Source organism: Paenibacillus sp. FSL H8-0259 (assembly GCF_037963255.1).
Taxonomy (GTDB): Bacteria; Bacillota; Bacilli; order Paenibacillales; family Paenibacillaceae; genus Paenibacillus_AQ; species Paenibacillus_AQ phytohabitans.
In genome coordinates this window covers 5,472,549-5,492,888 of sequence record NZ_CP150147.1, presented here as the reverse complement: position 1 = coordinate 5,492,888, position 20,340 = coordinate 5,472,549, and the positions used below count along the sequence as shown (strand labels likewise).

The 20,340-nt window shown below is 53.6% G+C and carries 19 protein-coding genes; 13 read left to right on the top strand and 6 right to left on the bottom strand.

What is annotated here, in order from left to right:
- Window positions 1-30: 30 nt before the first annotated feature.
- From NSU01_RS23885 to NSU01_RS23870, 4 genes are all read left to right on the top strand, one after another.
- A complete protein-coding gene (locus NSU01_RS23885; protein WP_076245689.1) occupies window positions 31-1,977 on the top strand; it encodes a PTS fructose transporter subunit IIABC in 1,947 nt (648 codons plus the stop codon).
- A 146-nt stretch (window positions 1,978-2,123) separates the two neighbouring features.
- Window positions 2,124-2,624, top strand: coding sequence for a Crp/Fnr family transcriptional regulator (locus NSU01_RS23880; RefSeq protein WP_042138790.1), 501 nt, complete (start codon window positions 2,124-2,126; stop codon window positions 2,622-2,624).
- Window positions 2,625-2,940: 316 nt separating this feature from the next.
- Window positions 2,941-3,627 carry a YitT family protein gene (locus tag NSU01_RS23875; protein WP_076245687.1) on the top strand — a complete coding sequence of 229 codons (687 nt, stop codon included), beginning with the start codon at window positions 2,941-2,943 and terminating at the stop codon, window positions 3,625-3,627.
- A gap of 435 nt (window positions 3,628-4,062) precedes the next feature.
- Window positions 4,063-4,860 (top strand): TIGR00266 family protein, encoded by a 798-nt coding sequence (locus NSU01_RS23870; protein WP_039295387.1) that lies wholly within the window; start codon window positions 4,063-4,065, stop codon window positions 4,858-4,860.
- 463 nt (window positions 4,861-5,323) lie between these two features.
- Here NSU01_RS23870 and NSU01_RS23865 read toward each other — a convergent pair whose 3' ends face one another.
- Window positions 5,324-6,058: a class I SAM-dependent methyltransferase gene (locus tag NSU01_RS23865; protein ID WP_076245685.1), complete on the bottom strand. Its 735-nt coding sequence runs from the start codon at window positions 6,056-6,058 to the stop codon at window positions 5,324-5,326.
- A 171-nt stretch (window positions 6,059-6,229) separates the two neighbouring features.
- Between NSU01_RS23865 and NSU01_RS23860 the strand changes: the two genes are divergently transcribed.
- Together NSU01_RS23860 and NSU01_RS23855 are read left to right on the top strand one after the other, a co-directional pair.
- A complete protein-coding gene (locus NSU01_RS23860; RefSeq protein WP_039295391.1) occupies window positions 6,230-6,928 on the top strand; it encodes a response regulator transcription factor in 699 nt (232 codons plus the stop codon).
- Window position 6,929: 1 nt separating this feature from the next.
- Complete coding sequence (locus tag NSU01_RS23855) at window positions 6,930-7,904, top strand: sensor histidine kinase (RefSeq protein WP_076245682.1); 975 nt, start codon at window positions 6,930-6,932, stop codon at window positions 7,902-7,904.
- Window positions 7,905-7,927: 23 nt separating this feature from the next.
- Here NSU01_RS23855 and NSU01_RS23850 read toward each other — a convergent pair whose 3' ends face one another.
- The 3 genes from NSU01_RS23850 to NSU01_RS23840 all read right to left on the bottom strand — a co-directional run bounded on the left by NSU01_RS23850 (window position 7,928) and on the right by NSU01_RS23840 (window position 9,899).
- Window positions 7,928-8,203, bottom strand: a complete 276-nt coding sequence (locus tag NSU01_RS23850) for a PQ-loop domain-containing transporter (protein ID WP_039295394.1) — start codon at window positions 8,201-8,203, stop codon at window positions 7,928-7,930.
- 128 nt (window positions 8,204-8,331) lie between these two features.
- Window positions 8,332-8,766: a MarR family transcriptional regulator gene (locus NSU01_RS23845; protein ID WP_042138786.1), complete on the bottom strand. Its 435-nt coding sequence runs from the start codon at window positions 8,764-8,766 to the stop codon at window positions 8,332-8,334.
- Window positions 8,767-8,861: 95 nt separating this feature from the next.
- Window positions 8,862-9,899 carry an NADH:flavin oxidoreductase/NADH oxidase gene (locus NSU01_RS23840; RefSeq protein ID WP_076245679.1) on the bottom strand — a complete coding sequence of 346 codons (1,038 nt, stop codon included), beginning with the start codon at window positions 9,897-9,899 and terminating at the stop codon, window positions 8,862-8,864.
- A gap of 250 nt (window positions 9,900-10,149) precedes the next feature.
- Here NSU01_RS23840 and NSU01_RS23835 point away from each other — a divergent pair, with 250 nt between their 5' ends.
- From NSU01_RS23835 to metE, 5 genes are all read left to right on the top strand, one after another.
- Window positions 10,150-10,920 (top strand): ABC transporter ATP-binding protein, encoded by a 771-nt coding sequence (locus NSU01_RS23835; RefSeq protein WP_042138784.1) that lies wholly within the window; start codon window positions 10,150-10,152, stop codon window positions 10,918-10,920.
- Window positions 10,895-12,844 carry an ABC transporter permease gene (locus NSU01_RS23830; RefSeq protein WP_076245677.1) on the top strand — a complete coding sequence of 650 codons (1,950 nt, stop codon included), beginning with the start codon at window positions 10,895-10,897 and terminating at the stop codon, window positions 12,842-12,844. The genes NSU01_RS23835 and NSU01_RS23830 overlap by 26 nt, the downstream gene beginning before the upstream one ends.
- Before the next feature lie 15 nt (window positions 12,845-12,859).
- Entirely contained in the window at window positions 12,860-13,483 is a 624-nt protein-coding gene (locus tag NSU01_RS23825; protein WP_039295402.1) for a DedA family protein, read from the top strand.
- 27 nt (window positions 13,484-13,510) lie between these two features.
- Window positions 13,511-14,371, top strand: a complete 861-nt coding sequence (locus NSU01_RS23820) for an undecaprenyl-diphosphate phosphatase (RefSeq protein WP_042138782.1) — start codon at window positions 13,511-13,513, stop codon at window positions 14,369-14,371.
- A 253-nt stretch (window positions 14,372-14,624) separates the two neighbouring features.
- Window positions 14,625-16,925: a 5-methyltetrahydropteroyltriglutamate--homocysteine S-methyltransferase gene (gene metE, locus NSU01_RS23815; RefSeq protein WP_076245675.1), complete on the top strand. Its 2,301-nt coding sequence runs from the start codon at window positions 14,625-14,627 to the stop codon at window positions 16,923-16,925.
- Window positions 16,926-17,111: 186 nt separating this feature from the next.
- On the opposite strand, the gene NSU01_RS23810 is transcribed toward metE, so the two are convergent.
- Window positions 17,112-17,264, bottom strand: a complete 153-nt coding sequence (locus tag NSU01_RS23810; protein WP_076245672.1) for a DUF1540 domain-containing protein — start codon at window positions 17,262-17,264, stop codon at window positions 17,112-17,114.
- A 371-nt stretch (window positions 17,265-17,635) separates the two neighbouring features.
- Here NSU01_RS23810 and NSU01_RS23805 point away from each other — a divergent pair, with 371 nt between their 5' ends.
- Window positions 17,636-18,781 carry a DUF4349 domain-containing protein gene (locus NSU01_RS23805; protein ID WP_076245670.1) on the top strand — a complete coding sequence of 382 codons (1,146 nt, stop codon included), beginning with the start codon at window positions 17,636-17,638 and terminating at the stop codon, window positions 18,779-18,781.
- A 50-nt stretch (window positions 18,782-18,831) separates the two neighbouring features.
- Window positions 18,832-19,239, top strand: coding sequence for a GNAT family N-acetyltransferase (locus NSU01_RS23800; RefSeq protein ID WP_256703939.1), 408 nt, complete (start codon window positions 18,832-18,834; stop codon window positions 19,237-19,239).
- 109 nt (window positions 19,240-19,348) lie between these two features.
- On the opposite strand, the gene msrA is transcribed toward NSU01_RS23800, so the two are convergent.
- On the bottom strand, window positions 19,349-20,335 hold the full coding sequence (gene msrA, locus NSU01_RS23795; RefSeq protein ID WP_042138779.1) for a peptide-methionine (S)-S-oxide reductase MsrA: 987 nt from the start codon (window positions 20,333-20,335) through the stop codon (window positions 19,349-19,351).
- Window positions 20,336-20,340: the final 5 nt, after the last annotated feature.

Genomic DNA, 20,340 nt, shown 5'->3' with positions numbered 1-20,340 from the left:
GATTTTAAGTAAAACGGGGAGTTGAGATTAATGAAAATTACAGATTTGATGATACAGGAAACTATGATTATGGAGCTGCAGGCTACAACGAAGGAAGCGGCGATCGACGAACTGATTGCCAGCCTCGCGGCCAGCGGACGCATTAATGACGTGAAGCTGTTCAAAGAAAAGATACTGGACCGTGAAGCCCAGTCCAGCACCGGAATTGGCGGAGGCATCGCCATGCCTCATGCCAAGACCAAAGCTGTGAATGAAGCGACGGTTGTGTTCGCCAAGAGCAGCGCCGGACTAGATTTTGCTTCCCTGGATGAAGCGCCGGCTCATTTGTTCTTCATGATCGCTGCGCCGGACGGAGCTGGAAATATGCACCTGCGCACACTGGCTGCGCTGTCAAGGCTGCTCATTGAAAGCGAATTCATCGAACAGCTCATGAGTGCCAAGACTCCTGCTGAAGTAACGCGCTTGTTCGATGCCAAGCAAGCTGAGGCCGAAGCTCAGGCGGAAGCGGAAGCTAAGGCAGCTGCGGAGCAAGAAGCCCGGAAGACAGCGGCGCCGCAGGATGAACCTGCACGGATGATCACCGGGAACCCGGATTCGCAGAGCTTTGTTGTGGCTGTGACAGCATGTCCTACGGGAATTGCCCATACCTTCATGGCTGAAGATGCCCTGAAGAAGAAAGCCAAAGAGATGGGAGTTAACATCCGTGTAGAGACGAACGGTTCTGAAGGTGCGCAGAATGTGCTGACTGCGGATGAGATTGCCCGGGCGAGCGGAGTTATTATCGCTGCAGACAAGAACGTAGAGATGGACCGCTTCAACGGCAAGCCTGTACTTCAGCGTCCGGTAAGTGATGGAATCCGCAAGTCAGAGGAATTAATCCGCATCGCAGTCCAAGGCAATGCGCCAATCTACCGCAGCTCCGGCCGTAATGAGGATGGTGCCGCATCGGCGAAGTCCGGTACAATCGGAAGCAAGATTTATAAAGACCTGATGAATGGCATCTCCCACATGCTGCCGTTCGTAGTGGGCGGCGGGATTCTGCTGGCGATCTCCTTCCTGATTGAACAGGTAGCCAGTGTCGATAATCCGCTGGTGAAGCTGCTGCAGACGATCGGCGGAGGAGACGGGGCGTTCCACTTCCTGATTCCAATCCTGGCCGGATTTATCGCACTTAGCATCGGCGACCGCCCGGCACTGATGCCTGGTATGGTCGGCGGCATCATGGCCCTGAATGCAAATGCGGGTTTCCTGGGCGGCCTGGCTGCCGGTTTCCTGGCCGGTTATGTGGTTGTTATGCTCCGCAAAGCCTTCTCTGGCCTGCCGCGTACCCTTGACGGTCTGAAACCGATTCTCCTGTATCCGGTATTCAGCTTGCTTATTACCGGCGCAGTTATGTTCTATCTGTTCAATCCGGTATTCAGCTGGATCAATGAAGGTATGATCGATGCGCTTAACCATCTGGGTACAGGCAACAAAGTACTGCTGGGATTGGTGCTTGGCGGTATGATGGCCATCGATATGGGCGGTCCGTTCAATAAAGCAGCATACACCTTTGCGATCGGTGTGTTCACCTCAAGCGGCAACACGAACGGCTTGATGATGGCCGCTGTTATGGCCGGAGGGATGGTGCCTCCGCTGGCAATCGCGCTGGCCACTACGTTCTTTAAGAATAAATTTACAGAGACGGAACGCAAATCGGGAATAACCAACTACGTGCTGGGCTTGTCGTTCATAACCGAAGGTGCCATTCCGTTTGCTGCAGCAGATCCGCTGCGTGTGCTCACTTCCTGTATCGTGGGTTCAGCCGTAGCCGGCGGACTGACCCAGCTGTGGAATATCAATGTTCCTGCGCCGCATGGAGGCGTGTTCGTAGCCTTCTTATCCAGTAACGCGCTGCTGTTCCTGCTGGCCGTCCTGATCGGCTCCGTCATTTCCGGGCTGATGCTGGGCCTCTGGAAGAAGCCGCTCGCATTGTAATAACATAATCATTCCTGTCCTGAACCGTATGGAAGCAGAGCAACATTCTGCATTCATACGGTTTCTTTGTTTGCACGCTCCATTTTATTGTCGTATTTCGGTATAATTAAAAATATATATAAAGAGAAGGCAAAGGAGAATGCGAAATGATTCTGCACAAAGGGGAAGTCTTGTTCCGTCAGGGTGACGGCGGCCAGAACCTGTACCGGGTGAAAAGCGGACTGTTCAAGGTGACAAGACTGCATGAGAACGGGAACATGGTGCTGTTCAACCTGCTGTATCCGGGTGAGACAGTTCCCCATCATTCCCTCATTTCGCCGAAGGAGGCGCATGGAACAGCGGTGGCGATGATGAAAAGTGAGGTCGAGCTCATTCCCGCTGCGGAATGGTACCGGGAGCTGCGGGAGGACCCTGAGAAGGTGATGGAGATCGCGCTTCTGCTCCAGGAGAAGGTGCGGTTCATGCAGACACGGCTCGACCATCTTACAGTCGGAACGCCCGGGGAACGCATGGCGCTGCTGACCCGCTGGCTGAACGAATACTCTCATGGCGCACAGCTGACAGATCTGCTGACACAGGAAGAGATCGGGCAATTAATAGGTGTACGCCGGGAAACTGTCAACCGTTTGCTGCGGAATCAGGGCTGATTGCTTATTTTTAATGGAAACTGTTTAGACTGCCCCTTCCGCGTGGTATAATCTATTCAGAACATATCAAACTAAAGAAAGGATCAGGATACCATGTGTCCCCGAAGGACGATTCCCCAAAGGACGATTTGGAAACGTTATGATCTGTCTTATACTTAGCTTCCCTGTAGAATGTGCGAGTACCGTTGTTAATTGACGATGGCCGCCTCTATGAGGGAAGGGAGTATTGTATGCGAAGGAGCAACACCTCCGGTTTAACCCCTCGTAGAGGCTGGTGGGACGTCTAGCCGCCATTTACGATAAGGGGAGACCGAGTATGAGGAAACAAGACAGTGGCATGAGTATGCCGCTCCGATTAGCCGTTATTTTGTCCGGAACACTATTGCTTGCATTTACGTATTATCACATCAATTATCAGAACCATTTGACTGAGGGCGGGTTCGTAGGGCTGTCGCTGCTCGGCAAATATGTGCTGGGGATTTCACCATCACTATCGATCCTGATTTTAGACATTCCAGTACTCTTAATCGCAATCATATTCAAAGGAAAATCGTTCGTGGTGAACACCTTCATCTCTGTAGCAGCCTTCACGGTATTCTACGGACTGATGGAACGCTATTCCGGATGGGTTATTGATCTGCAGGATAACTTGCCGCTTGCGGCATTGTTGTCAGGTGTACTGACAGGTCTAGGAGCAGGTATGGTCCTGCGAGGCGGCGGGGCGAGCGGCGGGGACGATATTCTGTCGCTGCTGATCAGTGAATGGAAAGGAATTAAGGTAGGAACCGTATTTATCCTGATGGATGTAATTGTTCTGGCATTGTCCCTCTTCTATATGCCGTTAAGAGAGACCCTGTACACAGTGATGGCTGTAGTTGTGGCCGGATATGTGATTACTTTTACAACCTCTCTGGGCAGACCGAAGCTGGTCAAGGCTCCGAAGATTTCATCTCCACTAGCCAAGACTCAGGATGGCGCGGTGAATGTGAACAATGCAATGTGAACCCCGTATACGGGGATGATGAAAGGTCAGCGGACTTAAGTCCAGCTGGTCTTTTTTTTGAGAAATCCTGCACAGAATACAACATTCCGCCCGTTATATCGACCGTAACCGGAAATTGTTGTATGAAATGCAGCATTCTGCCCCCTCCAAGCCGATTACCGAGAGGATTCTTGTATTTCCTACAACAATTCGTCCGCACACCCCGGCATTAGTGAATCGAAGTTGTAATATCTGCAACATTTTGGCATATTATCTTCTGTTAATTTGTTTTCGGTAAAATATGTACATATTCGTCTGCGCAACAGGTCGCACATTCACCTCCCGGGTGTCCCCGGATACTGAAACCGTGAGGTGTGAGCGCGCGTATATATTTCATTCAAACTGCATGGCCCGAGGTTACACTATGCTCAGAATGTAGAGGGAGGATGTAAGGGAATGAGTGCTCACGAAATTGACTATGCGATTATGGGTGAGGAAATTCAGTGTGTGGAGGTGCAGCTCGACCCGGGGGAGAGCGTGATTGCCGAAGCGGGCAGCTTCATGATGATGGACCCGGAGATTACGATGGAGACGATCTTTGGTGACGGCAGCGGCAACTCGCGGGGCGGCGGCGGATTGATGGGCATGCTGAAGGGAGCAGGCAAACGGCTGCTGACCGGGGAAAGCCTGTTCATGACCGTCTTCACGCACAGCGGGGCATATGGACGCAAGAGCGTAACCTTTGCCGCCCCGTACCCGGGCAAGATTATTCCGCTGGATCTTCAGCAGTACGGCGGCAAAATCATCTGCCAGAAGGATTCCTTCCTCTGCGCAGCCAAAGGCGTGTCGATCGGCATTGAATTCCAGCGCAGGCTGGGGGCGGGCTTCTTCGGCGGTGAAGGCTTCATCATGCAAAAGCTCGAAGGAGACGGACTCTCCTTCGTTCACTCGGGCGGTCATGTGCTGGAGCGGACGCTGCAGCCTGGAGAGACCATCAAGCTCGACACCGGTTGTCTCGTCGCCATGACATCCTCTGTCGATTATAATATCGAGATGGTCAAAGGTGTGAAGACTGCGCTCTTCGGCGGCGAAGGCCTGTTCTTCGCCACCCTGCGCGGACCGGGCAAGGTGTGGGTGCAGTCGCTGCCGTTCAGCCGGATGGCTGACCGTATTCTGTCGGCCGCCGGACCTTCCGGGCGCAAGGAAGAGGGCAGCATCCTCGGCGGATTGGGCAATCTGCTGGACGGCAAGTAAATGGAGCGGCGATGAATTAGCCGGCAATCCAAATTCAACCGTAACAATTTGCCGCCTCGCAGGGTTCCGCGGAACGCAGCCGCCGCCTCGCAGGGTTCCGCGGAACGCAGCCGCCGCCTCGCCGGATTCTCCGGAACGCAGCCGCAGCTTCACGGGATTCCCTGGTAAGTGCAACAGCCGCCTCGCCGGATTCCCGGCAGGCGGCTGTTTGGTCTGCGGAGGAAGCGGACTGAGAGGCCCCTATTTCCCGGAAAGGCCTTCTTTTGCGGCTGAAACGGACTGAGATTCCGTTATCCTGTTGATTTCAGCTCAAAAGGAGCAATAACCGGCCCCATAACGGAATCTGAGTCCGCTTGCCCTGTGAAATCACCCGTTTTGCACAAATAACGGAATCTCAGTCCTCCCACAAGCTGATGAGTGAGTTATGAAGAACCGCAATTCTGTTTCTCAAAAGCTATACCGGCTAATTCTTCACCGCAGAGAGCAGCAGGAACATTGGACGCCGGGTTTCCTCCTGCCAGGCAGCATTGTTCTCCAGCATATCCGCAGTCGGCTGCAGCTCGGAGATCCGGGTCAGGGTGAAGCCGGAACCGATCAGCGTATTAATGTAGGTAGCAACATTACGGTGGTACTTCGTAACTTCATGATCGAGGAAACTAGCCTGCCTCGGTCCTTCGAAATGATAATTGTCAACAGGCCAATGCTGCTTCCCGCCTTCAGGACCGTAATGCCAATCCTGCGCGGCGAGCGCGGTGAAGATGGGATGCTCGACCGAGAACACGAAGGCTCCGCCAGGCTTCAGGCAATAGTAGACCTGGCGGCAGAGGCTGGCGAAATCCTCTACATAGTGAATGGCAAGTGAACTGATGACTGTATCGAATTCATCCGCACCGAAAGCGGCATCTTCAATTGCCAGCTGGAGGTATTCAATCTTCGGATCGCGGGTCATTGCCCTGGCCCGCTCCAGCATATTCGCAGAAAGATCGATGCCCACTACAGATACGGCCCCTTGCTCACGGGCATACCGGCAGTGCCAGCCGAAGCCGCAGCCCAGATCCAGTACCCGCTGACCCTGCAGGTCAGGCAGCAGCGTGCGGAAAGTCCCCCATTCTCCGGCGGACTCAAGTCCGCCTGTGGAGCGCGGCATCCGGCTGTAATTTTCAAAAAAGCTGGCCTCATCATATTTGTTTTGCTTCATACGGTGTACCTCCGTAACGGTCGTTAAGCCCGTTGTTTTTTCGAAACAGGAATTGCACTGGCATTCACCGCTTCCCGGAAAGTATACCGCAGATTTGACTGGAACGCAGGTACTGTATATATTATGGGGCAAACCCCTTAGACTACCTAAGGCGGCAACCGGAGGGCTATGATGTTCAAAATATTTATCATTGAGGATGACAAGGGACTGGTAACCCTGCTCCAGGACTACTTACATAAGTTTGGATACGAAACACGGGCGGTGCATGATTTTGAAGCGGTACGGACCGAGTTCGAGGCGTTCGCCCCGCAGCTGGTGCTGCTGGATGTGAACCTGCCCAAATTCGACGGATATTATTGGTGCCGCCAGATCCGTGCGGTCTCAACCTGTCCCATTCTGTTCATCTCCGCACGCGACGGGAAGATGGATCAGGTCATGGCGCTGGAGAATGGCGCGGATGATTATATTACGAAACCCTTTGATTACGAGATTGCGATGGCCAAAATCAAAAGCCACCTGCGCCGCGCTTATGGCTCCTATGCCGGGGGCGGCACGGAACGCAGCCTCACTGTCTCGGGACTGATGCTGGATGTAGAACGGCTGATCCTGACGCGGGGCGGGGCCAGAATCGACCTGAGCCACACCGAGGCCAAGATTCTCGATGAGCTGATGCAGAAATCCGGTACCCTCGTTACACGTGACCGGCTGCTGGAGAAGATTTGGGATACCGAAGCTTTTGTGGATGACAACACGCTGAACGTCTACGTAACCCGGGTACGCAAGAAGCTGGCTGCGCTGGACATTATGGAGGGGCTGCAGACGGTGCGCGGTCAAGGGTACAGGCTCACCGGGAATTGGGAGGAGGGGTAACATGAAGCTGTTCATGCGGGAACAATCGCCTTTGATCATAGTCTATCTGGCCCAGCTTATGATGATTACACTTGTCTACCGTCTGGACGGGGGAAGCGGAGTCACGGTGAGCCTGTACGCGGCGCTGCTCAGTACAATTCTGCTGCTGGGTTATCTTGCCTACCGGTATCTCGCAAACCGTACGTTCTATGAGCGGCTTATGACGGTGCCGGTATCGCTCGAGGAATCCGGCGGGCCGGCGCAGAACACGCCTTTAGCCGGGAGTCTGCGTATGCTGCTGGCCCAGCAGTTCCGGCTATACCAGAACGACCTGCACAACTACCGCCACAAGCTGGAGGAGCATATTCACTTCATCAACCAATGGGTGCATGGCATGAAGACGCCGCTTTCGGTGATTCATCTGATGATACAGGATAAAGACGGGCCTCCGTTCACGGCCATCGGCGATGAGCTGGACCGTCTGAAGAAAGGTCTGGAAACGGTGCTCTACAGCGCCCGGCTGGATACCTTTGAGCATGATTTCTATGTCGAGCGGCTGGAGCTCTCGGCAGTGGTGCGGAGCGTGACCTCGGAACAGAAACGGCTGTTCATCCGTAAGCGGGTGTTTCCGGTGATTTCTGTGGAGAGCGGGATTTCGATTACCTCAGACGAGAAATGGCTGTCCTTCGTCATAACCCAGCTGATAACCAATGCCCTGCGCTATACAGTGGAGGAGGGGAAGTTTGTGCATTTCCACGGGTATTTAGAGGAGCAGGGCAGGGCTGTGCTGGAGGTGCGCGATGAAGGCGTGGGCATCCCTCCGGGTGACCTGCCGCGGGTATTCGATCCTTATTTTACCGGCGTCAACGGGCGCAGCTTTCAGGAATCCACCGGCATGGGGCTGTATCTGGTGAAGCAGATCTGCGGCAAGCTGGAGCATGAGGTGGAGATTACCTCGGAGGTGGGCAAGGGGACGGCAGTGCGGATTATATTTTGATACAAGCGGGAGGCAGTTCGGCTCTACCTGCTGCCGGCCCGGTAGCGGATAATCAGGAGGACGACCGTTGATACGACCGCCAGCGACAGGGTATTGGTAATCAGAAAAGCGAGCCCGACCCCCTGAGCGGCCAGGTTAACCGCATAGGCTTCCATAAGGGCGATGCCCAGCAGCATCAGCAGGTAGGACTTCAGGCTAAGGTCTGCGACAGACCGGGTCTTGATGATTTGCAGAATTTGTGGAATCCAGCCCACAGAGAGAATGATACCGCCAATCAGCTGCATAACCGTGAACAACATGCGTACACCCCGCTATTCTTCGTTTAGTACGTTGTATGCACAATGGGCGTATCAGGTTCGGTGCATATCAAAAACCCGCCGCCCCTGTAAGGGACGGCGGGTTCACCCGGCAGGCGCTCTGCCCGGGTCTATTGCTGTTTCAGCTGCACAAGCTGTTCCAGCAGCTGCTGTATATCGGCTACAGGAAAGGCTTCCTGCAGCACTTCATTTACGGTCACCTGCGCCCGGTCGACCTTATTCTGACCGATGTCAGTCAAAGAGGTATAGATGCTTCTGCGGTCATCATCACAGACCTTGCGCTCCAGCGCGCCGCAGCCTTTGGCTTCGAACCGGCTGACCAGCCGGGATACGGCGCTCTGGCTCAGCCCGACCATGGACTCAAGCTGCTGGAGCTTCAGCTTCTTCTCGGGTGCCTCGGACAGAAACAGCAGTACGTAGAACTCCTTGAGCGATAACTGATAGTTCTCCACCAGCTCTGCTTCAAGTGCAGCGGCAACATTCATTTGTATATGAGAGAGTGACAACCAGCTGGTTATCAGGTCATTTGCAGGGGTGTTCTTCATGTCTTCAATCCTCCCGGTGCATGCTCTTCATGAATATAAATTTCACTTTAGTATATCATCTGGAAGAAGAGAAGGACACCGCAGGGAATGCTCAATTATTTGGCGGCGCGGGGAAACCCTAACTCATACTGCTTGGGAATGCCAGCATCTTTGCCGAGCACTACACCAGCTTCCAGCGTCCAGTAAGGATTTCTCAGCATACCCCGTCCAACCGCTACGAGATCAGCCTCTTCATTGCCGATGACCGCATTGGCGAGTACCGCTTCATCCAGCCGGCCGACGGCAATCACCGGAACATTCAGCTCCTGCTTGATAGCTCTGGCCAGCGGCACCTGATAGGCAGCATGGGTGCCCGGTCTGCCGGCTGCAGCTATCGGGCCTTCACCGCCTGCACTGATGTGGAAGATATCCGCTCCGGCTTCCTTATAAGCTCTGCTGATTTCCAGGCTCTCGGTGAGCCCGTAGCCGCCCTCAACGTATTCCTGCGCGGAAATGCGCATGATCAGCGGCATACCCTCAGGCATTACGCTCTTCGCGGCAGCAATTACTTCCCGGCCGAACAGCGTCCGGTCCTGTCCGTACTCATCCGTTCTCTGGTTGGTCAGCGGTGAGTGGAACTGGTGAATCAGATAGCCGTGGGCACCATGCAGTTCAATAACATCGAAGCCGGCCTGGACTGCCCGCTGCACACCCAGCTTGAATTTGCCTACCATAGCTTTCACTTCTTCCGTAGTCAAGGCATGCGGAGTAGTGGACTTATCGTCAAATGGAATAGCGGAAGAGGAGACAGGAAGTACGGCATCCTCGGCCTTGCGTCCGGCATGGGCGACCTGAATCCCCACTTTGGCACCGTAGGCATGGCTGGTCTCCACGATCCGGGCCAGGGCAGGGATCTGTTCATCGGACCAGAGTCCCAGATCATAGTCGGTGATACGGCCATCCGGGTCAACATCAGCCATCTCTACAATAATCAGTCCGGCACCGCCGACTGCACGGCTCACATAATGGTTATAATGCCAATCTGTAGCGATTCCATCTTTATTGGTGACCGAATACTGGCACATGGGCGGCATAACTACCCGGTTCTTCAGCTTCAGGCTCTTAATCTCATAGGGGGTGAACAGATCCTTCATTATTCGTCGCGCTCCTTCGTTCAATCTGGAATTGGCATGCGGCAGGGGGGGGATTATGTGACAAATCGGCTCTCCACAAAAATACATGCATGCTCATGCATTTAAATATAAGGCCTTATCTCTGCACTGTCAACTGTCAACTACAACTGTGCTTACAATACTGTAAGGTAGCTGTAAGTTTCAGAAATAGCAGCATTAGTTTACAGTTTGTATAATGTAAGCAATCCAGGTGAAAGAGGAGCGGTAGCCCTTGCCCCTATTAGACGTACACAATCTATCCAAAATATATGAAGGCAAGGTATCCATTCACGCGCTGAACCATATCCGGTTCGCCGTAGAGAAGGGGGAATTCGTCGGAATTATGGGCCCGTCCGGCAGCGGCAAAACCACGCTGCTCAATGTCATCGCGACGATTGATGAACCCACCTCAGGCCAGGTAATGATCAGCGGCAGGGACCCGAATCTGCTGGCCCGCAAAGAGAAGGCACTGTTCCGCCGCAAGGAGCTGGGCTTTGTGTTCCAGCACTTCAATCTTCTTGACACACTTACGGTGGAAGAGAATGTAGTACTGCCGCTGACGCTAAGCGGGAGTTCCGTTGCGGAAATGGAAAAGCGGCTGGCTGAAGTAGCTTCCAGGCTGGATATTGCCGGGCTGCTGCACAAACGCACCTATGAAATCTCCGGAGGCCAGATGCAGCGTGTAGCGATTGCCCGGGCGATGATCCACCGCCCTTCGCTGATTCTGGCGGATGAACCCACCGGCAGTCTGGATTCCAAGGCGTCGGAAGAAGTGATGGGGCTGCTGGCTGAAGTGAATGAAGCCGAAGGAGCGACAGTGCTGATGGTTACGCATGACGCGGTGGCAGCGAGCTTTTGCCACCGGGTGATTTTTATCAAAGACGGCCGCTTCTACAGCGAGATATACCGGGGCAGCAGCAGAGCCGCCTTCTTCCAGAATATCATCGACATGCTGTCACTGCTGGGAGGAGCCGGCCATGACCTTTCGGCAATTCGCCTATAGGAATGTAACCCGGAGCAAGCGCAAGTATGCTGCCTACTTTGTCAGCAGTGCTTTTTCGGTGATGATTTTCTTCCTGTGCGCTTTGTTTATCTTCCATCCGGTAATTTCAGGAGCTCTCATCCTGGATACTGCGGCTAAGACAATGATGATGGCAGAAGGGATCATCTATGTTTTCTGCTCGCTGTTTGTCCTGGTATCCGTCGGCTCCTTCCTGCAGTCCCGCAAGCTGGAGTTCGGTATCCTGCTGATGCATGGCATGACCAAGCAGCAGCTCAACAAGATGGTGTTTCTGGAAAATATGCTGATCGGCGGCTCGGCGATCTTCACCGGCACACTGCTCGGGATGCTGCTCGGCAAGCTGTTCCTGATGATAGGCTCCGCCTTTCTCGGCATTCCCCCGCTGGATTTCCATCTAAGCTGGCAGGCACCGGTGCTGACTATTATCAGCTTTGTGCTGCTGTTCGTCCTGATCTCGCTGTGCACCTTCTTTTTTATCGGCAATGAGACGCCGCGGGGAATGTTCCAAGGCGGACGCAGAGGAGATGCGGAGCCGCACGTTCACCGCTGGCAGGCGCTGCTCTCCGCACTGCTGCTGCTGGGCGGTTATGTGCTGGCAGTGCTGACTACAGCCACCACGGTGGAGGTGATGATGTTCCCGGTAGTGGCTATCACGGTTGTGGGTACCTACCTGTTCTATACACAGCTGAGTCTATACGTGGTGGAACAGCTGAGAAGATTCCGGCGCTTCTATTGGCAGCGGATGCGGATTATCACCTTCTCGGGTTTATCCTACCGCTGGAAAGATAACGGGCGGATGTTCTTCATGGTGACCATTGTCTCGGCGGTATCCTTCACTTCGGTGGGTGTTTTCGCGTCGATCCATACCCTGTCACGGGAGCTGAAGCTGGATTATCCCGCAGCCGTAGGCTACGTCGCCAAAGGCAGAGCGGCCAGTTCCACGGCAGTGCAGGATTTGGACGGCATCGAGTCGGAGCTGAAGCAGTTGGGACTAACGTATGATACCTTGTCGATCCCGGTGAAATATGCCGATGTGGCCGCGCAGAGCGGACCGGACCATACTGAACGGTTACCGCTCATGGCTTACAGTGACTACAGGCTGGCTCTCCAATATGCCGGCTTCGATTCCTCTGAACCTCCGCTTGAAGGACACGACGGTCTGGTGATGATCGGCTCCCAGCGGGACCGCAGCCTGATCAGTGAGCGTGTCAAAGCCACTTATACGCTGGAGCAGGGAACAGATATCCGGGAAGTTGGCTACACACAGCATGTACCGGTTGCCGAATATCTGCTGCCGGAGCTGGACGGGCGGGGCGGAGGAGATTTCAGCGGCCTGGTGGTCAGCGACAGTCTCTATAACACCATCGTTCCGGTCCAGCAGGACATGTACTACGGCTTTTACATGGAGGATTTCCCCCGGACGGTAGGCATTGCTTCAAGTCTTGCGGACGGCGGCAAGGTCGCCTATGAGCAGAAGGCAAATTACGCTGTCGTGGTCAGCGGAACACTATTTGAGATTCAGCGGACGCTGTACAGTACGATGCTGTTTGCTTCCCTCCTGGTGGGGACCGTCTTCTTCATCGCGGCAGGAAGCTTCCTGTATTTCCGGCTGTACATGGATCTGGAGCATGACCGTTTCCAGTATTCTGCGTTGTCCAAAATGGGCTTCACCGATCAGGAGCTGGACCGCAGCGTCACCCAGCAGCTGGCCCTGATGTTCTTCGTTCCGGTGCTGCTGGCCATATTGCACAGCGTCTTTGCTTTCATTGCCCTGCAGCGCCTGTTCTATCTGTCGATTGCGGCCGAGACAGGGGCAGTGCTGGCCGGATATCTGGCAGCCCAGGGAATCTATTTCTTTTTTATCCGCAGCCGTTATTTACGCAATCTCAAGAAAAATCTGCTCTAAACAGGAGGCCCGCATATGCAAACATGGATTACGGATTTTATGGAGCAGTTCGGATACTTCGGCATCTTTCTGATGCTGGCGCTGGAGAATGTTTTTCCGCCCATTCCCTCAGAGGTCATTCTCCCCTTCGGCGGATTCATGACCACTACGACTGACATGACGATTCCCGGCGTGCTGATCGCTTCAACCGCCGGTTCACTGCTGGGTGCAGTGATTCTGTACTGGATCGGACGGATGCTGGATGTGGACAGACTGGAGCGGATCGTAGACCGCTGGGGCGGCCTGCTGCGGATCAGCGGGAAGGATATCCGCAAGGCGGACGCCTGGTTTGACAAATACGGCTACTGGACCGTGCTTTTCTGCCGGATGATTCCGCTCGTACGCAGTCTGATCTCCATTCCCGCAGGGATGTCCGGGATGAAATTCGGCGTGTTCATGCTGTTTACAACGATCGGAACATTAGGCTGGAATGTGCTGCTGGTGCTGCTGGGGGCCGCGCTTGGAGAGTCGTGGGAGGATATTGCCGGTATTATCGGCACCTATTCCAGTGTAGTATATGCCATCATTGCTGCAGGACTTTTGTTGCTCGGATTCCTGTATTACCGTAAAAGACTGAATGCCGGCAAGGTCCGGGGATAATTTTTCAACATTCAAAGGAGGATAACCATGGAGCTGCTGACCATTGTCAAAGCAATCATACTGGGAATTGTAGAAGGACTGACTGAATTTGCTCCGGTATCCTCAACCGGTCATATGATCATTGTGGATGATATGTGGCTTAAATCTCAGGAATTTCTGGGAAAATATACGGCGAACACGTTCAAGGTTGTTATTCAGCTGGGCTCCATCCTTGCTGTAGTGATCATTTTCCGTAACCGGTTCATCGATCTGCTCGGGCTGAAGAAATTCAGCCGCAAGGAGCTGACGGTGGTGCCTGAGGGGCAGCCGCAGGCGCCTGCCGAAGGCCGTCTGAAGTTAGCCCAGGTAATCGTAGGTCTGATTCCCGCCGGAATTTTCGGTTTTCTGTTCGAGGATTACATTGATGAGCATTTATTTTCCACTTCTACAGTGCTGATCGGACTGGTCGTTGGTGCCATATTTATGATCTGCGCCGACCGGTTTGCACCCAAAACCATCAAAACAGAGAGTGTTGACCAGATTACATATAGGCAGGCGCTATCGGTCGGACTGATCCAGTGTGTCTCCCTGTGGCCGGGGTTCTCACGGTCCGGCTCGACGATTTCCGGCGGCGTGCTGCTGGGGATGAGCCACCGCGCGGCTGCCGATTTCACCTTCATTATGGCTGTGCCGATTATGGCCGGAGCGAGCCTGATTTCGCTGCTGAAGAATTGGCAGTACTTCACGCTGGATGCCCTGCCGTTCTTCATCGCCGGCTTTATCAGCGCCTTCCTGTTCGCGCTGTTGTCGATGCGTTTCTTCCTGAAGCTGATTAACAGAATCAAGCTGCTGCCCTTCGCCATCTACCGGATTATTCTCGCCGGTGTAGTCTACCTGATCTGGTTCTGAGCCGTCTGCACGGTTGCCACAGCCGCACCTCCTTCATTGGAGCGTGCGGCTTTAATTATGTTCGGGGTCCCCGGGAAGTAAATGAGTGACCCCCGAAGCTATAGCCCAGCTTTGTGGGGGGATTTGCTTTTGTTATAAGGAATCTGTATAGCCAAACTCCCCGGAATCTGTTGCGGACCGCAGAAAATGTGAAGTAAGATGGCAGCAGATTAAGGATGCAGCACCTAACTTAACCCAAGAGGAGCGGACATAAATGAGCAAAGGAATTAAGACAAGCAGCCTCGGCTATCCGAGAATCGGCAAGAACCGCGAATGGAAAAAGACATTGGAGGCTTACTGGGCCGGGAAAATAGATGAGCAGAATTTCCGCGCACAGATGGAAGAAATTCAGCTCCAGCATTTGCAGACCCAGCAGCAGGCCGGCATCGAGCTGATTCCGGTGGGCGACTTCACCTTCTATGATCATGTGCTGGATACCGCAGCGATGTTCGGCATTGTACCGGCGCGCTACGGTTATCAGGGCGGAGAGATTCCGCTCGACCTGTACTTTGCCATGGCCCGCGGCAATGCGGGAGCTACGGCCTGCGAGATGACCAAATGGTTCAATACGAATTACCATTACATCGTGCCTGAGATTGGCAGCATTACACCTGTCCTGACAGAGAATAAGCCGCTGGCTGCCTACCGGTTCGCCAAAGAACGGGCAGGCATTGAAGGCAAGCCTGTTATAGTAGGGCTCTATACCTTCCTCAAGCTGTCTAAGGGATTCCCGGCTGCCGAAATAGCCGCAGTTGCTGCCCGCTTCCTGCCGGTATACGTACAGCTGCTGCAGGAGCTGCAGCAGGAAGGCGTGGCCTGGGTACAGATCGACGAGCCGGCAATTGTAACGGGCTTAACGGCAGAGGATATCGCGTTGCTTAAGACTATCTACGGGGAGATCGCCGCTTCAGTACCGGGCCTTAATGTTATTCTGCAGACCTATTTCGAAGCTGCCGAGCCGCTGGAGGCATTGCTGGAATTGCCAGTGCATGGCCTGGGCCTGGATTTCGTCCATGACGGAGGCAAGAACCTGGAGTCCATTGCCCGCCTGGGCTGGTCTCAGGATAAGACCCTGGCTGCCGGAATTATCGACGGACGCAATATCTGGCGTTCGGATATAGATGCCAAGCTGGAGCTGGTTGCTGAACTGCAGAAATATGTGCCACAAGAGCAGCTGATTCTCCAGCCCGCCTCGAGCCTGCTGCATGTGCCGGTTACAGTCGAAGGGGAAGACAAGCTGAAATCTGCGGTCAAGAATGCATTAGCCTTCGCCAATGAAAAGCTTGCGGAGCTGGTTCTTATTGCTGCAGCTGCAGACGGGGCAACTGAACGTTATGCAGAGGAGCTGGCCGCAACCCGTGAAGTGCTTGCTGTATTCCGTGCCCTCCCGGAACGCGGGCGTGAGGATGTAGCTGAGCAGGTACGCTCGTTGGAGAAGCTGCCGGACAACCGCAGTCTTCCTTTTGCTGAGCGGGTGAAGGTTCAGCAGGAGAAGTGGCGTCTGCCGCTGCTGCCTACAACCACCATCGGCAGCTTCCCGCAGACGGCTGAGGTCCGCCAGGCCCGGCTGAAGTGGCGCAAGGGGGTATGGACCCAGGAGCGTTATGACGGGTTCATCAAGCGTCAAATCGCTGAGGCTATCACCCTTCAGGAGGAGCTTGGGCTGGATGTGCTGGTACATGGTGAGTTCGAGCGGACGGATATGGTCGAATTCTTCGGAGAGAAGCTGGCCGGTTATCTCTTCACCGGGGGCGGCTGGGTTCAATCATATGGCTCACGCTGCGTGAAGCCGCCCGTTATCTATGCCGATGTTGCTTTTATCGAGCCGATGACCGTCAAAGAAAGCCTGTATGCCCAGTCGCTGACGAAGCTGCCGGTCAAGGGGATGCTGACAGGTCCGGTGACGATCCTGAACTGGTCCTTTGTCCGTGATGATCTCAGCAGGGAAGCGGTAGCAGGTCAAATCGCACTTGCGCTGCGCCATGAGGTGACAGCCCTGGAGGAGGCGGGCATTGAGATGATCCAGGTCGATGAACCGGCCATCCGCGAAGGCTTGCCGCTGAAGGCGGGAGATCATGAGCATTACCTGAATTGGGCCGTGAAATCGTTCCGGATCGCGACGAACCATGTCAAGGATACGACCCAGGTGCATACGCATATGTGCTACAGCGAATTCAACGACATGATTGGTTCGATCTCGGCGATGGACGCGGATGTTATCTCAATTGAGACCTCCCGCAGCCACGGGGAGCTGATCGTCAGCTTCGAGGAGCAGGAATATGACAAGGGCATCGGACTCGGAGTGTATGATATCCACAGTCCGCGGGTTCCAGTTGTAGAGGAGATGACTTCAGCTATCGAGCGGGCGCTCCGCGCTCTGGATGTGCAGCAGTTCTGGATTAATCCGGACTGCGGATTGAAGACTCGCGGATGGGAAGAGACCACAGCCGCACTGCGTAATATGGTGAAGGCGGCGGTCCTTGTACGGGAGAAGAGCGGGGCAGTCAGCCGGTAAACGTTTCTGCTAATCTGTGGTAGCTGCCTGACATAAATAAATCACTATATTCAGGGTAAGCCACTCTGGTTATAGTGATTTATTTTCATTTTTTTGCAAGAAACACTTGATAATAATTATCATTCTTGATAAAATGAAAACAGAAAAGAAGGAACCGTGGAGGGTCCCTTCGATATTCTTCAGACCTTATTTGCTTTCAAAGGTTTTGCAATCTGTTTCTTCAGAATGAGTAGGTTCTTTGGAGCTGTGGTAAGCAACGAAGATGGACTCAGCGTTGCATTTGTTTTCTTCAGCCCAGTAAGTACAGGAGTTAACTGCACACAATACGTCTTTTGCCATGAGGGTTCACCTCCTCTTATAGTAGTTGGCATCATAAATCAGTTAGCAATTGAATAGATCTGTCCGGCAAGGTGGAGCTTGTCCGAACAGCACCTTACCCTTATTCCTTGAGAATGGAGGGTATTTGGTGCTTTTTGTCTTTTACAGACACTACAATTGTAACAAATAAAGAGCTATTACGCAAACGGGATCATTCAGCTGCTGAGTGTCCTGTTTGGCATTTTTACCGATATGGGAAAAAACACAAAAAAAGGCTGCTATCCTCCTAATTGTCTGCAACCTTCCAGCTTTTGGAACGTCAAAGGGTATAAGTGCGGAAGAGATCTATAGATAAAACGGCCTTTCGCCATTACACTATTGGAGGAATGAACATGCGAAAATGGGGTCTGCATTCTTTGTTGTGTTTAATTGTGTTGGCAGTGGTTCTGGCAGGTTGCGGGGCAGGCAATAACAATGCCAATTCGGCGGCAGATACAGCGGATAATGCGCTGACCGCTGAGTCCGCGGCGGCAGTGGAAGACGGCTCAGCTGCCAGTGTGCCGGCAGCGAAGGAAATGACCGAAAATTTCAACTCCACCACCGCGGTGGCTGTGAATGATCAGAATGCGGTGCAAGGCGGAGGTGCGAATCCTGCGGTCCCTAATCCGGGGGCAGAGCAGGCGGCAGACGCTTCAGCCGGGTTCACGGGAACTGATGTGGTGGCAGGTCTGAACAAAAAGCTGATCTATAAGGCTAACCTCAACATGGAGGTAGCTGATTACGGGGCGGCACAGACCGAAGTACGGAATATGATCACACTGGCAGGCGGTTACATTATTGAATTTTCAGAGAATATGTCTGAATATGAACAGGGCGGAACCTTCATCCTCAAGGTACCGGCGTCGGGCTTCTCTTCTTTTCTGAACAATCTGGAGAAGGTCAAACATGAGAAGCTGCAGAGAAGTATTCAGGGGCAGGATGTCTCGGAAGAGTACGTGGATCTGGAGTCACGCCTCAAGGCTAAGCAGATGATGGAGACGCAATATATCGATTTCATGAAAAAAGCGACCAAACCGGCAGATCTCGTGCAGTTTGCCAACCAGCTGGGTGCAATCCAGGAGCAAATCGAACAGATCAAGGGCAGAATGCGTTATATTGACCAGAACGTATCCTTCTCGACCGTGGAGCTTCGCCTTTACCAGACAGAGGAGAGCATCGCCGTCACCCAAGTGAAAAAACAAGGACCGCTGGGTGAACGTGCTTCGGAGGCGCTGCAGGGCAGCATGAAGGCATTATCTGTAATGTTCCAGTGGCTTGTAGTTGTGCTGGCGGCTGCACTTCCGGTGCTGATCGTGGCTGCAGTGGTTGTGGCGGTTGTGATCTGGTTCCGCAGAATCTTTAAGCGCCGGGAGCGGGAGCACTTCGAACAGATACGCCAGGGCAACCGTGAACAGAACCGGGAACTGCTGGACCGTGACGTTGAGGCGCCTATCGCACCAGCTGAAATAGAGAATGATACTGAGAAAGATAATAAATAAGCAGTTGAATGGTCAGGTTCAGAGTTTGAAGTGATTTAGGGGGAAGCGGAGTGGGCGTTACTTACCGCACAGATATTCCGGACATGGATGAGTATTACAACTTATATCAATCCACCGGCTGGAATGCAGATAGGCTCTGGACGAAGGAACATATGCACATGGCGCTGAAGAATAGCTGGCATATTCTCACGGTGTATGAGGATGACCGCCTGGTGGCCTCCGGCCGGATCGTTTCCGATGGTGTAATCCAGTGTTATGTGTGCGATATGATTGTGCTTCCGGCTTATCAGAAGCAAGGGCTGGGACGCGCAGTTATGGATCAGCTGATCAGTCATTGCCGCAGCCGGGGGATCCGCTGGATTCAGTTGTCATCCGCCCAGGGGAAATCGGGCTTCTACAGTCAGTTCGGATTTCTGGAACGGCCTGCCGGGGCACCGGGGATGAGTTTGTTTTTATAAGGGCTATAACACTCATGTGAAAAGCCTCCAAACCTGTTATTACCGGTCTGGAGGCTTTCTGCTGTAGCGATGACTTATGGGTGGATGAGGCGGCCGTTATCGACCTGCGTCAAGCATGCTGGAAAAGAACGCGGTACTCGCCGTAGCCTTCCTTCTCCAAATCTTCTTTGGGAACAAAACGTAAAGCCGCCGAATTGATGCAATAGCGCAGCCCGTTTGCCCCGGGACCATCATTAAAGACATGGCCGAGATGGGAATCGGCTGTTTTGCTGCGCACTTCGGTGCGGATCATCAGATGGCTGAGGTCAGTTTTCTCCTTGACTGCATAATCGCGGATCGGACGCATGAAGCTCGGCCAGCCGCAGTCGGAATCGAATTTATCCTGTGAGCTGAACAGGGGCTCGCCGGAAACAATATCCACATAGATTCCATCCCCGTGATGATCCCAGAATTCGTTGCGGAAGGGGGATTCGGTAGCGCTGTTCTGCGTAACTTCATACTGCAGCGGAGTCAGGCGCTCCTTCAGGATTTTTTTGTCCTCCTTGTGAGTCCAGTGTGCTTCGATAAAAGCTTCCCGCCCGGAGCCCTTGCGGTAACGCTTGTAATGGCCGGGATTCTTGTGGTGATATCCCTGGTGGTATTCTTCGGCCGGATAGAAAGGCTTGGCCGGAAGAATCGGAGTCACAATAGGAGCAGAGAAACGTCCGCTGGCTTGCAGTGCTGTCTTAGATGCCTCAGCCTGCAGACGCTGCTCTTCCGAATGGGTGAAAATCGCTGTTCCGTAAGAGGTGCCGCGGTCATGGAATTGCCCTCCGGCATCGGTAGGGTCAATCTGCTGCCAGAACAGCTCAAGCAGCTTGGTATATGGGAAAATATCCGGATTAAACGTAATCTGCACAGCCTCGACATGTCCGGTCGTTTCCGAGCAGACTTCCTCGTAAGTCGGATTAACGGTATGACCGCCTGTATAGCCGGAGATTACCTCGACAATACCGGGAAGTTCTTCAAACGGGGATACCATGCACCAGAAGCATCCTCCGGCGAACGTAGCTTTTTCCGTCTTGACGTTTATAGAATCAGATTGAACTTCACTCATTAATA

What these genes read in the sequence shown, in the direction of transcription:
- NSU01_RS23885 (WP_076245689.1), top strand. Translation starts at nt 31, where the DNA reads ATGAAAATTACAGATTTGATGATACAGGAAACTATGATTATGGAGCTG.
- NSU01_RS23880 (WP_042138790.1), top strand. Translation starts at nt 2,124, where the DNA reads ATGATTCTGCACAAAGGGGAAGTCTTGTTCCGTCAGGGTGACGGCGGC.
- NSU01_RS23875 (WP_076245687.1), top strand. Translation starts at nt 2,941, where the DNA reads ATGAGGAAACAAGACAGTGGCATGAGTATGCCGCTCCGATTAGCCGTT.
- NSU01_RS23870 (WP_039295387.1), top strand. Translation starts at nt 4,063, where the DNA reads ATGAGTGCTCACGAAATTGACTATGCGATTATGGGTGAGGAAATTCAG.
- NSU01_RS23865 (WP_076245685.1), bottom strand. Translation starts at nt 6,058, where the DNA reads ATGAAGCAAAACAAATATGATGAGGCCAGCTTTTTTGAAAATTACAGC.
- NSU01_RS23860 (WP_039295391.1), top strand. Translation starts at nt 6,230, where the DNA reads ATGTTCAAAATATTTATCATTGAGGATGACAAGGGACTGGTAACCCTG.
- NSU01_RS23855 (WP_076245682.1), top strand. Translation starts at nt 6,930, where the DNA reads ATGAAGCTGTTCATGCGGGAACAATCGCCTTTGATCATAGTCTATCTG.
- NSU01_RS23850 (WP_039295394.1), bottom strand. Translation starts at nt 8,203, where the DNA reads ATGTTGTTCACGGTTATGCAGCTGATTGGCGGTATCATTCTCTCTGTG.
- NSU01_RS23845 (WP_042138786.1), bottom strand. Translation starts at nt 8,766, where the DNA reads ATGAAGAACACCCCTGCAAATGACCTGATAACCAGCTGGTTGTCACTC.
- NSU01_RS23840 (WP_076245679.1), bottom strand. Translation starts at nt 9,899, where the DNA reads ATGAAGGATCTGTTCACCCCCTATGAGATTAAGAGCCTGAAGCTGAAG.
- NSU01_RS23830 (WP_076245677.1), top strand. Translation starts at nt 10,895, where the DNA reads ATGACCTTTCGGCAATTCGCCTATAGGAATGTAACCCGGAGCAAGCGC.
- NSU01_RS23825 (WP_039295402.1), top strand. Translation starts at nt 12,860, where the DNA reads ATGCAAACATGGATTACGGATTTTATGGAGCAGTTCGGATACTTCGGC.
- NSU01_RS23820 (WP_042138782.1), top strand. Translation starts at nt 13,511, where the DNA reads ATGGAGCTGCTGACCATTGTCAAAGCAATCATACTGGGAATTGTAGAA.
- metE (WP_076245675.1), top strand. Translation starts at nt 14,625, where the DNA reads ATGAGCAAAGGAATTAAGACAAGCAGCCTCGGCTATCCGAGAATCGGC.
- NSU01_RS23810 (WP_076245672.1), bottom strand. Translation starts at nt 17,264, where the DNA reads ATGGCAAAAGACGTATTGTGTGCAGTTAACTCCTGTACTTACTGGGCT.
- NSU01_RS23805 (WP_076245670.1), top strand. Translation starts at nt 17,636, where the DNA reads ATGCGAAAATGGGGTCTGCATTCTTTGTTGTGTTTAATTGTGTTGGCA.
- msrA (WP_042138779.1), bottom strand. Translation starts at nt 20,335, where the DNA reads ATGAGTGAAGTTCAATCTGATTCTATAAACGTCAAGACGGAAAAAGCT.